An 11,399-nucleotide genomic window follows, 5' to 3' on the forward strand; every position below is an offset into this window, starting at 1 on the left:
ATGAATTCCGCAGAGGTTGATGCCTATCTGAGCCGGCTCGGGGTGGACCATCCGGCCTGGCCCACCGTGGACGTCCTGCGCGAACTGCATGTGCGTCATCTGCAGACCGTGCCCTTCGAGAACCTGTCGATCCACCTCGGTGAGGAGATCGTGCTGGAGGAGAAGCGGCTGCTGGACAAGCTGGTGGGCGCGCGCAGGGGAGGGTTCTGCTACGAACTGAACGGCGCCTTCGGGGCGTTGCTCACGGCGCTCGGGTACGAGGTCGCCCTGCTGGCGGGCCGGGTGTACGGGGGCGAGGGGCGGCTGGGGATTCCCTACGACCATCTGGCGTTGCGGGTGCGGACGGTCGACGGGGGTGAGTGGCTGGCCGACGTCGGGTTCGGGGCGCACAGCCACTTCCCGCTGGCGCTGGAGGCGCGGGGCGCCCAGGAGGACCCCGGGGGTGTCTTCCGGGTCGTGGAGGCAGGGCCGGACGAGGCCGGCGTACGGGGTGGGCACCAGGTGCCACAGGCGGCGGACCTGGACGTGGAGGCGAACGGCAGGCCGGTGTACCGGCTGGAGACGCGGCCCCGGGTGCTGCGGGACTTCGTGGCCGGCGCCTGGTGGCAGAGCACCTCGCCCGCCTCGCACTTCACCCGGTCCCTGGTGTGCTCGCGGGTGACGCAGGACGGGGGACGGATCACGCTCAGCGGGCGCACGTTCAAGACGACGGCGCCCGACGGGACGAAGGAGGAGCGCGAACTGGGCACGGACGTGGAGGTGCTGACGGCCTATAGGGAGCGGTTCGGGATCGAGCTGGAGCGGGTGCCGGAGGTACGGGAGCCGGGGGTGTAGTCGGGCAGAAGCGGTGGTGCGGACCGAGCCGCATCGGGACGGCTTCACCGTGAGCCGGCGGACGGTGCCGGCCCGGGGCGTCGCGGTGGTGGGGCGGAGCATCTCGGTGGAGCAGGCCGTGCGGAGCATTCGCGAGGGCCGACCCGAGGGGACCGGGCGGTTCGGCGGGGCTGGACAATGGTCGCGTGAGCGATGTGAGACATGTGCTGGTGCTGCCCGACCGGGACGCGGCCGAGGAGGCCGTGGAGGCGCTCGGCGAGCGGTTCGGCGTGGACGAGGAGCCCCGCATCGTGCGGGACGCCCTGGCCGGGGAGGACGACGCGGAGGACGCGCAGTGGCTGGTGGTGCTGCGCGACGAGCGCGGCGCCCTCGACCCCGCGGCCCTGGACGAGCTGGCGGGGGAGTGGGACGGCTGGCGGGAGGAGCCGTAGAGCCGCCCGCGGCCCGCTGACGCGGAGGCTCCCGCGCCTCGCTGACGCGGAGGCTCCCGCGCCTCGCTGACGCGGAGGCTCCCGCGCCTCGCTGACGCGGAGGTCCCGCGGCTCGCTGACGCCGAGGATTTCGCGCCTCGTTGACGCGGAGGCTCCTGCTCCCCGCCGACGCCGAGGTTCCCGCGCCCCGCTCCACGGCAGCACGGAACCGCCCGGCCTCCCGGCGCCGGTCCGCGCTGTCAGTGCCCCGTGTCATCCTTGTCGCGATGGCCAGGAAGAGTGCTGACGACGATCTGCTCGCCCCCGTGACGCTTGCCGTGGGGCAGGAGGACCTGCTGCTGGACCGCGCCGTGCAGGAGGTGGTCCGGGCCGCCAGGGAGGCCGACGCGGACACCGACGTACGCGATCTGAACCCCGACCAGTTGCAGCCGGGGACGCTCGCCGAGCTGACCAGTCCCTCGCTCTTCGCCGAGCGCAAGGTCGTCGTCGTACGCAACGCCCAGGACCTCGGCGCCGACACCGTCAAGGACGTGAAGTCCTACCTCGGCGCACCGGCCGAGGAGATCACCCTGGTGCTCTTGCACGCGGGCGGGGTCAAGGGCAAGGGGCTGCTCGACGCGGCCCGCAAGGCCGGGGCGCGCGAGGTCGCCTGCCCGAAGATGACCAAGCCCGCCGACCGGCTGGCCTTCGTACGGCAGGAGTTCCGGACCACCGGGCGGTCCGCCACCCCCGAGGCATGCCAGGCGCTCGTGGACGCCATCGGCAGCGATCTGCGGGAGCTGGCCTCCGCCGTGTCGCAGCTGGTCGCCGATGTCGAGGGGACCATCGACGAGGCCGTGGTCGGCCGGTACTACACCGGGCGGGCCGAGGCGTCGAGCTTCACCGTCGCCGACCGGGCGGTCGAGGGGCGTACGGCGGAGGCGCTGGAGGCGCTGCGCTGGTCGCTGGCGACCGGAGTGGCCCCCGTCCTGATCACCAGCGCCCTCGCGCAGGGCGTCAGGGCCATCGGCAAGCTCTCCTCCGCGCGCGGCGGACGGCCCGCCGACCTCGCCCGCGAGCTGGGCATGCCGCCGTGGAAGATCGATCGGGTGCGCCAGCAGATGCGCGGCTGGACCCCCGACGGGGTCGCCATGGCGCTGCTGGCCGTCGCCGAGGCCGACGCCGGGGTCAAGGGCGGCGGGGACGACCCCGAGTACGCCCTGGAGAAGGCCGTGGTGACCATCGCGCGGGCAGCCCGTTCCAGAGGACGCTAGACCCGGCCGGGAGCAGGCCCTCGCAACAGGACCCAGCCCCGCCGGAGTGGGAAAATCGGTCGTGTCAGCCGTTCATCCGCCGGAACACGAAAGGTGGCGGTCGTCATGGCTGAACACCCCCACATGCAACTCGTGCGCAAGGGCTACGAGGCCTTCGAGCGCGGTGACATGGACACGTTGCGCGGGCTGATGGCCTCGGACTGCACCCAGCACGTACCCGGCAGCCACCCGCTGTCCGGGGACCACAAGGGCGTGGACGAGATCATCAGGATGTACGGGCGCATGGCCGAGGAGACCGACGGCACCATGCGGGCCGAGCTCCGCTCCCTGATGGCCGACGGCCGGGGCCATGTAGTCGCCGTCCACCACTTCAGTGCGGACCGCAAGGGCAGGCACATCGAGGAGGACGGCGCGATCATCTTCCGGATCGTCGGGGACAAGGCCACCGACCTCGACGAATGCGTCGCGGACATCGACGCCGCGGACGAATTCTGGAAGTAGGGGGCGCACTCCCGCACAGGACGCACCCCCGCACAGGACGCGGTCCCGAGAGCGCCGTACGCCGAAGGCCCCGGCGCCCGCCCTGGGGAAGGGCGAGGCGCCGGGGCCTTCGGTGAAGCTGCTGGATCCGCACCCGCGTGGCGAACGCAGGCCGCGTGCGGATCCGGGGTGCCGGCCGGGGGCGGATGAGAGAGGGCCCGCCCTGGGTCCCGCCGGCGATCAGACCAGATAAGGGGTTCAGCCCTTGAGGGAAGCGACCTTCGAAGCAAGCGCCGACTTCTTGTTGGCGGCCTGGTTCTTGTGGATGACGCCCTTGGAGACGGCCTTGTCGAGCTGACGCGCCGCAGCGCGCTGGTACTCGGTGGCCTTCTCGGTGTCACCCGCGGCAGCGGCCTCACGGGCCTTGCGGATCGCGGTCTTCAGGGAGGACTTGACGGCCTTGTTGCGCAGCCGAGCCTTCTCGTTGGTCTTGATCCGCTTGATCTGGGACTTGATGTTCGCCACGAATGAGCCTCTACAGGTTCTGGCACGGGGCCGCACGGGAGCCGCACGGAATCCGCACCGGGTGATTTCTCGGGATGTGCCTCGCGCTGAGAGGGCATGAGACACAGCCACCCAGACTACCAGTGGGCCGGTGCACGGCCCAAACCGGTCTCCGGCCCCGACCCGTGGGACCATGGAGCCTGCGTACAGACCCGATCGTTCCGACCCGAGACCGCAGACGGCTGCGGACACCTCAAGAATCAGGACCCTGCGTGCCCGCGATCCCTAGCCATGTGCCCGAGCCGAGCCGTACCGACCCGGCTCTGATCCGCAATTTCTGCATCATCGCGCACATCGACCACGGCAAGTCCACGCTCGCCGACCGGATGCTCCAGCTGACCGGTGTGGTCGAACAGCGGCAGATGCGTGCTCAGTACCTCGACCGCATGGACATCGAGCGTGAGCGCGGCATCACCATCAAGTCCCAGGCCGTGCGTCTGCCCTGGGCGCCCACCACGGACCCGGGCAACACGCACATCCTCAACATGATCGACACCCCGGGGCACGTCGACTTCACCTACGAGGTGTCCCGGTCGCTCGCCGCGTGCGAGGGCACCGTCCTGCTGGTCGACGCCGCCCAGGGAATCGAGGCCCAGACCCTCGCCAACCTGTACCTGGCGATGGAGAACGACCTCACGATCATCCCCGTGCTGAACAAGATCGACCTGCCGGCCGCGCAGCCCGAGAAGTTCGCCGAGGAGCTCGCCAACCTGGTCGGCTGCGACCCGTCCGACGTGCTCAGGGTCTCCGCGAAGACCGGTGTCGGTGTCGACCAGCTGCTCGACAAGGTCGTCGCCCAGGTCCCCGCGCCGGTCGGCGTCAAGGACGCCCCCGCGCGCGCCATGATCTTCGACTCGGTCTACGACTCCTACCGCGGTGTCGTCACCTACGTCCGGGTCATCGACGGCCAGCTCAACAAGCGCGAGCGCATCCGGATGATGTCGACGGGCGCCACCCACGAGCTGCTGGAGATCGGCACCAACTCGCCCGAGATGCTCGGCGCCGACGGCCTCGGCGTCGGCGAGGTGGGCTACCTCATCACCGGTGTGAAGGACGTCCGCCAGTCCAAGGTCGGTGACACCGTCACCAGCCAGGTCAAGGGCGCCACCGAGGCCCTCGGCGGGTACAAGGACCCCAAGCCCATGGTGTTCTCCGGGCTGTACCCGCTGGACGGCTCCGACTACCCCGAGCTGCGCGAGGCCCTGGACAAGCTCCAGCTCAACGACGCAGCCCTCGTCTACGAGCCGGAGACCTCCGCCGCGCTCGGCTTCGGTTTCCGCGTGGGCTTCCTCGGCCTGCTCCACCTCGACGTGATCCGGGAGCGGCTGGAGCGCGAGTTCGGGCTCGACCTGATCGCGACCGCGCCGAACGTGGTCTACCGGGTCGTGATGGAGGACCGCACCGAGCACGTCGTCACCAACCCCAGCGAGTTCCCCGAGGGCAAGATCCAGGAGGTCTACGAGCCGGTCGTACGCGCCACGATCCTCGCGCCGACCGAGTTCATCGGCTCGATCATGGAGCTGTGCCAGACCCGCCGCGGCACCCTGCTCGGCATGGACTACCTCTCCGAGGACCGGGTCGAGATCCGCTACACCCTGCCCCTCGCGGAGATCGTCTTCGACTTCTTCGACCAGCTGAAGTCCAAGACCCGCGGTTACGCCTCGCTGGACTACGAGCCCACGGGCGAGCAGACCTCCAGCCTGGTCAAGGTCGACATCCTGCTGCACGGCGACAAGGTGGACGCCTTCTCCGCCATCACCCACAAGGACGCGGCGTACGCCTACGGCGTGCGGCTCGTGGCCAAGCTGCGCGAGCTGATCCCGCGGCAGGCCTTCGAGGTGCCCATCCAGGCGGCCATCGGCTCCCGGGTCATCGCCCGCGAGACCATCCGCGCCATCCGCAAGGACGTCCTCGCCAAGTGCTACGGCGGTGACATCTCCCGTAAGCGGAAGCTGCTGGAGAAGCAGAAGGAGGGCAAGAAGCGGATGAAGATGGTGGGTTCCGTGGAAGTTCCGCAGGAGGCCTTCATCGCCGTGCTGAGCAGTGATGACAGCGCGGGGTCGGGCAAGGGCAAGAAGTAACCGCCGGTTACATCCGCTCACCCGGTCAAAACGGACGCCCAGGGGCCCGTCGTGCGAAAGTGCGGCGGGCCTCCTCGCATGTCGGAACCGGGTCTCTGTAGGAAGTGACAGGGCGCGGACTCTTACGCACCGGGCGGTCGCGCCTTAACCTGATCCCTGCTCGATAGTTACTCGCGAGTTAAACAAGGCGCGCGAGTGGAACCAGCCGCACCCTGAGCCAGCCGCACTGTCGCGGGCCCCGGAGGATGTCGTGAGCGACGCACAGACTTTGATCGAGAACCGTCCGCCGAGCGTGGCGGCCCTCTTCCTGGATCGCGTGACGGCCACGCCGGACGCCGAGGCGTACCGCTATCCGGTGCCGTCCCCGTCCGGGGAGGGCCCGGACGAGTGGAAGTCGCTCAGCTGGGGCCAGGCCGCCGAGCGGGTCCGCGCGATCGCCGCCGGACTGATCGAGCTGGGTGTGCGGCCCGAGCAGCGGGTGGCGCTCGCCGCCTCGACCCGGATCGAGTGGATCCTCGCCGACCTCGGCATCATGTGCGCCGGCGCGGCCACCACCACGATCTACCCGCAGACCAACGCGGACGAGTCCGCGTTCATCCTCTCCGACTCCGCGAGCCGGGTGCTGATCGCCGAGGACGCGGCCCAGCTGGCCAAGGCGGTCGAGAAGCGCGGCGAACTGCCCGACCTGACCCATGTCGTGGTCATCGACCCCTCGGGCCTGGACCAGGACGGCGGAGCCGACTGGATCCTGACCCTGGACGAGCTGGAGAAGCGCGGCGCCGCCCGGCTGGAGAAGGACGCCGACCTGGTCAAGGAGCGGGTCGGCGCCATCACCAAGGACCAGCTCGCCACGCTGATCTACACCTCCGGCACCACCGGCCGCCCCAAGGGCGTGCGGCTCCCGCACGACAACTGGTCGTACATGGCCAAGGCCATCGCCGCGACCGGGCTGGTCGGCGCGGACGACGTGCAGTACCTGTGGCTGCCCCTGGCGCACGTCTTCGGCAAGGTCCTCACCTCCGGCCAGATCGAGGTCGGCCACGTGACCGCCGTCGACGGCCGCGTCGACAAGATCATCGAGAACCTGCCGGTCGTCCGGCCGACGTACATGGCCGCCGTGCCGCGGATCTTCGAGAAGGTCTACAACGGCGTCGCCGCCAAGGCCCGCGCGGGCGGCGCGGCCAAGTACAAGATCTTCCAGTGGGCGGCCGGGGTCTCCCGCGAGTACGCCAAGGCCAGCCAGGACAACTTCCGGCGCACCGGCACCGCGTCCGTGCCCTTCGCGCTCGGCGCCAAGCACAAGGTCGCCGACGCCCTCGTCTACTCCAAGCTCCGGGAGGCCTTCGGCGGGCGGCTGCGGGCCTGCGTCTCCGGCTCCGTCGCCCTCGCCCCGGAGATCGGCTACTTCTTCGCCGGCGCCGGCATCCACATCCTGGAGGGCTACGGACTGACCGAGTCCTCGGCGGCGTCCTTCGTCAACCCGGGCGAGGCGTACCGCACCGGCACGGTCGGCAAGCCGGTGCCCGGCTGCGAGGTCCGGATCGCCGACGACGGGGAGATCCTGCTGCGCGGCCCCGGCATCATGGAGGGCTACCACGGGCTGCCCGAGAAGACGGCGGAGGTGCTGGAGCCGGACGGCTGGTTCCACACCGGCGACATCGGCGAGCTGTCGCCCGACGGCTACCTGCGCATCACCGACCGCAAGAAGGACCTGTTCAAGACCTCGGGCGGCAAGTACGTCGCGCCCACCGAGATCGAGGGCTCCTTCAAGTCCGTCTGCCCGTTCGTCTCCAACATCCTGGTGCACGGCGCCGACCGGAACTTCTGCACCGCGCTCATCGCCCTGGACGAGGCCGCGCTGATGGGCTGGGCCGGCGAGAACGGGCTCGGCGGCAAGCCGTACGCGGAGGTCGTCGCCGCGCCGGAGACCGTGGCGATGGTCGAGGGCTACGTCAAGGAGCTCAACGACAAGCTCCAGCGCTGGCAGACCGTCAAGAAGTTCCGCCTGCTGCCCCGCGACCTCGACGTGGAGCACGGCGAGATCACCCCGTCGCTGAAGCTGAAGCGGCCGGTGGTGGAGCGGGAGTACAAGCACCTTCTCGACGAGATGTACGAGGGCGCGCGCGAGGCGTAGGAAGCCCCGGAAGAACGTCCGCGACCGGCCGCCGAACGGTGGCCGGTCGCGGACGTTTCCCGTTCCCCCTCCGATCGCGGTGAGCATTGGACGCGGGTCCGGTGCTCGAATCTGTCCGTCTTCGAGCACGCCTGTACCACTGTTCTCACTCATGGCGGCCCACTTCGGTAACTCGGCGCTTATGGGTGCCGCCGGTCTGTCACGCTGTCGGCGTCGACTGAGGCGAATCCGTCCGAACCGCTCGGGGAGCTGTCCATGGGGGCCATTCCGACGCAACGGGAGACCGTCTTCCGTGCCTCCGGTGTGCCTGCGGACGCGCCTGCCGGGGCGTCCGCCGACAGGAGTACCGGGGCGTCCGCCGACGGGCCCGCCATCGGCGCGCCCGAGTGCGAGGACGCCGGCGTGCGCGCCCGCAGCCGGGCGACCCTGCCCGGAAGCCCCCTCGCGCCGGGGTCCGCCCGCGCCCTGTTACGTGCCGGGCTCGCCGAATGGGCCGAACTCGGCCTGCCCGGCACCGAACGGCACACCGGCCGCCTCGCCGACGACGCCGTCCTCGTCGTCAGCGAACTCGTCACCAACGCCGTCGTCCACGCCGGCACCGACATCGACCTGGTCTGCCGGATGGAGGAGGGCACCGGCGCGATCCTCGTCGAGGTCGGCGACCACCACCCCGGGCGCGCCCCGCGCGACGGCGCCGCCGAACCGGCGCAGGGCACGGCCGAGTACGGGCGCGGACTGAACCTGGTCGCCCGGCTCAGCGAGTCCTGGGGCGTCACCTACCGCGCCGGCACCAAGACCGTGTGGGCCCGGCTGCCCGCCGAGGACGACCCCGAGGCGAACGGCGCCCGTCCCGGCCCGCGCCCCTGGGCGATACCGGCACCCGGTCCGCGGCGCCCCGAACACGACCGGGCCTGGCTCAACCGGGGCGCGCTCTCCTTCCTCGCCGAGGCGTCCGACCTGCTGGCCGGGCAGCTCGACGAGAACCTCGTCGCCTCACTCACCGGACAGCTGCTGGTACCCCGCCTCGCCGACTGGTGCGCGGTGTGGCTGGAGGACGAGATCACCGGGCGCGGCTGGTCGCTGCCCGGCACCGAGGACACCGGAACCCGGCCGGCCCGGGCCTGGCACGCCTGCGAGGACCGCGTCGAGGACCTGATCCGGGCGCTGGGGGCGGACCCGCCGCGCCCGTCGGACGATCTGCGCTCCGGGCCGGTGCCCTACCCCTGGCCCAAGGAGGCGCTGGGCGAGCGGGAGCCCGACGGCACGGCGCTGGCGTACCGGCTGATCGCCGGGGGCCGCCCGCTGGGCACCCTGGTGATCGGACGGACCGAGGGCTTCCCCGACGAGGTCACCGGGCTGGTGGAGGACCTCGGCCGCCGGGTGGCCCTGGCCATCGGCGCGGCCCGGCAGTACGCCCGGCAGGCCACCATCAGCGCCGTCCTCCAGCGCGGGCTGCTGCCCGGCGCCGTCGCCGAGATCCCCGGCGTGGCCAGCGCCCTCGTCTACGAGCCCTGCGACAAGGGCGGCCCCAGCGGCGACTTCTACGACCTGTTCCCGGCCGGCGACGGCCGCTGGTGCTTCGCCGTCGGCGACGTCCAGGGCAAGGGCCCGGAGGCGGCCGTGGTGATCGGCCTGGCCCGCCCCTGGCTGCGCCTGCTGGCCCGCGAGGGGTACGGCGTCGCCGACGTCCTGGACCGCCTCAACCAGCTCCTCCTCGACGACGCCACGGAGGCCGCCGACGCCAGGGCCCGCGCCCTCGTCGGGCCCGCCGTCCCCGGGGACGGCCCGCAGACCCGCTTCCTGTCCCTCCTCTACGGCGAGCTGGCCCCCTTCGAGGGCGGCGTCCGCTGCACCCTCGCCTCCGCCGGGCATCCGCTGCCCCTGCTCCTGGACGCGCGCGGCGGCGTCCGTACCGCCGCGCAGCCGCAGACCCTCCTCGGCGTCGTCGAGGACGCCACCTACACCAGCGAGACCCTCGTGCTGTGGCCCGGCGAGAGCCTGCTCTGCGTCACCGACGGGGTCACCGAGCGGCGCAGCGGCACCCGGCAGTTCGACGACGGCGACGGGCTCGCGGACGCGCTCGCCGGCTGCGCGGGGCTCGGCGCGCAGCCCATCGCCGAGCGGATCCGGCGGCTCGTGCACGACTTCGGGGGCCGCCCGCCCGAGGACGACCTGGCGCTGCTGGTGCTCCAGGCCGAGTGAGGTCCGGGCGTGCTGGACAATGGAAGGCATGCCTTCCGCACTCCCCGACGGCGAGCCGGTCCCCGGCGACGGCACGCTCCCCGCCTCCGCGCTGGCCGGAGCGGCCGACCGCCCCCTCGGGTTCTACCTGCACGTCCCCTACTGCGCGACCCGCTGCGGGTACTGCGACTTCAACACCTACACGGCGACCGAGCTGCGCGGCACGGGCGGCGTCCTGGCCTCCCGCGACAACTACGCCGACACCCTCACCGACGAGGTCCGGCTGGCGCGGAAGGTGCTGGGCGACGACCCGCGGGCGGTCCGCACGGTCTTCGTGGGCGGCGGCACACCCACCCTGCTCGCGGCGGGGGACCTGGTCCGGATGCTGGGCGCGATCCGTGACGAGTTCGGCCTCGCCCCGGACGCGGAGATCACCACCGAGGCGAACCCGGAGTCCGTGGACCCGGCGTATCTGGCCACCCTCCGCGAGGGCGGCTTCAACCGCATCTCCTTCGGCATGCAGAGCGCGCGGCGGCATGTGCTGAAGGTGCTGGACCGGACCCACACCCCCGGCCGGCCCGAGGCGTGCGTCGCGGAGGCGAGGGCCGCCGGCTTCGAGCACGTCAACCTCGACCTGATCTACGGCACCCCGGGCGAGTCGGACGACGACTGGCGGGCCTCTCTGGAGGCCGCGATCGGCGCCGGGCCGGACCATGTCTCGGCGTACGCCCTGATCGTCGAGGAGGGCACCCAGCTCGCCCGCCGCATCCGGCGCGGCGAGGTCCCGATGACCGACGACGACGTGCACGCCGACCGCTATCTGATCGCGGACGAGGTGCTGGCCGCGGCGGGCTTCGACTGGTACGAGGTCTCCAACTGGGCGACCTCGACGGCCGGCCGGTGCCTGCACAACGAGCTGTACTGGCGCGGCGCCGACTGGTGGGGCGCCGGCCCCGGCGCCCACTCCCACGTGGGCGGGGTGCGCTGGTGGAACGTCAAGCACCCCGGCGCCTACGCGGCGGCGCTGGCCTCCGGACGGTCCCCCGGCGCCGGGCGCGAGCTGCTCTCCGAGGAGGACCGGCGCGTCGAGCGCATCCTGCTGGAGCTGCGGCTGCGGGAGGGGGTCCCGCTGTCCCTGCTGCGCGAGGCGGGCCGCACCGCCGCACACCGGGCTCTCGGCGAGGGACTCCTCCAGCCACGGCCCTACGAGGAGGGCCGGGCGGTACTGACCCTCCGCGGACGCCTGCTGGCGGACGCGGTGGTACGGGACCTGGTGGACTGAGCGGGGCGGGGGCCGGGTACGCGGACCGCGCGGCTGGGCGGACGGCCCTTTTCGGCCGGGCCGGACGACGGCTCCGGCCCGGCCGGGTCTGACGCCTTCCGCTCCGCCGGGGTGATGACGTCTCTGGCTCGGGCGGGGCGATGACGTTTCCGGCTCGGC

General features: G+C 71.9%; 9 protein-coding genes. 8 read left to right on the forward strand and 1 reads right to left on the reverse strand.

Annotated features, from left to right (window positions below):
- From ABT296_RS16055 to ABT296_RS16070, 4 genes are all read left to right on the forward strand, one after another.
- Positions 1–834, forward strand: coding sequence for an arylamine N-acetyltransferase family protein (locus tag ABT296_RS16055; RefSeq protein ID WP_351927554.1), 834 nt, complete (start codon positions 1–3; stop codon positions 832–834).
- A 185-nt stretch (positions 835–1,019) separates the two neighbouring features.
- Positions 1,020–1,265 carry a hypothetical protein gene (locus ABT296_RS16060; protein WP_351927556.1) on the forward strand — a complete coding sequence of 82 codons (246 nt, stop codon included), beginning with the start codon at positions 1,020–1,022 and terminating at the stop codon, positions 1,263–1,265.
- 266 nt (positions 1,266–1,531) lie between these two features.
- Positions 1,532–2,518 carry a DNA polymerase III subunit delta gene (gene holA / locus ABT296_RS16065; protein ID WP_351927558.1) on the forward strand — a complete coding sequence of 329 codons (987 nt, stop codon included), beginning with the start codon at positions 1,532–1,534 and terminating at the stop codon, positions 2,516–2,518.
- A 105-nt stretch (positions 2,519–2,623) separates the two neighbouring features.
- A complete protein-coding gene (locus ABT296_RS16070) occupies positions 2,624–3,019 on the forward strand; it encodes a nuclear transport factor 2 family protein (RefSeq protein ID WP_351927560.1) in 396 nt (131 codons plus the stop codon).
- 237 nt (positions 3,020–3,256) lie between these two features.
- Here the strand turns inward: ABT296_RS16070 and rpsT are convergent, their stop codons facing one another.
- Positions 3,257–3,523, reverse strand: a complete 267-nt coding sequence (gene rpsT / locus ABT296_RS16075; RefSeq protein ID WP_351927562.1) for a 30S ribosomal protein S20 — start codon at positions 3,521–3,523, stop codon at positions 3,257–3,259.
- A 251-nt stretch (positions 3,524–3,774) separates the two neighbouring features.
- On the opposite strand from rpsT, the gene lepA reads away from it, so the two are divergent.
- The 4 genes from lepA (at position 3,775) to hemW (ending at position 11,240) form a co-directional block, all read left to right on the forward strand.
- The gene (gene lepA, locus ABT296_RS16080; protein WP_351927564.1) at positions 3,775–5,643 is read left to right on the forward strand and encodes a translation elongation factor 4; all 1,869 of its coding nucleotides are present in this window, start codon (positions 3,775–3,777) and stop codon (positions 5,641–5,643) included.
- A 250-nt stretch (positions 5,644–5,893) separates the two neighbouring features.
- On the forward strand, positions 5,894–7,777 hold the full coding sequence (locus tag ABT296_RS16085) for an AMP-dependent synthetase/ligase (RefSeq protein WP_351927566.1): 1,884 nt from the start codon (positions 5,894–5,896) through the stop codon (positions 7,775–7,777).
- Between the two features lie 255 nt (positions 7,778–8,032).
- The gene (locus tag ABT296_RS16090; RefSeq protein ID WP_351927568.1) at positions 8,033–9,979 is read left to right on the forward strand and encodes a SpoIIE family protein phosphatase; all 1,947 of its coding nucleotides are present in this window, start codon (positions 8,033–8,035) and stop codon (positions 9,977–9,979) included.
- Between the two features lie 28 nt (positions 9,980–10,007).
- Positions 10,008–11,240, forward strand: a complete 1,233-nt coding sequence (hemW, locus tag ABT296_RS16095) for a radical SAM family heme chaperone HemW (protein ID WP_351927570.1) — start codon at positions 10,008–10,010, stop codon at positions 11,238–11,240.
- Positions 11,241–11,399 lie beyond the last annotated feature (159 nt).

The sequence above is a fragment of the Streptomyces sp. NPDC000983 genome, from assembly GCF_040299205.1.
In the GTDB taxonomy this organism is placed as follows: domain Bacteria; phylum Actinomycetota; class Actinomycetes; order Streptomycetales; family Streptomycetaceae; genus Streptomyces.

Excerpts from the sequence above, each read along its gene's own strand:
- ABT296_RS16055 (WP_351927554.1), top strand. The coding sequence starts at position 1 with ATGAATTCCGCAGAGGTTGATGCCTATCTGAGCCGGCTCGGGGTGGAC.
- holA (WP_351927558.1), top strand. The coding sequence starts at position 1,532 with ATGGCCAGGAAGAGTGCTGACGACGATCTGCTCGCCCCCGTGACGCTT.
- ABT296_RS16070 (WP_351927560.1), top strand. The coding sequence starts at position 2,624 with ATGGCTGAACACCCCCACATGCAACTCGTGCGCAAGGGCTACGAGGCC.
- ABT296_RS16090 (WP_351927568.1), top strand. The coding sequence starts at position 8,033 with ATGGGGGCCATTCCGACGCAACGGGAGACCGTCTTCCGTGCCTCCGGT.
- hemW (WP_351927570.1), top strand. The coding sequence starts at position 10,008 with ATGCCTTCCGCACTCCCCGACGGCGAGCCGGTCCCCGGCGACGGCACG.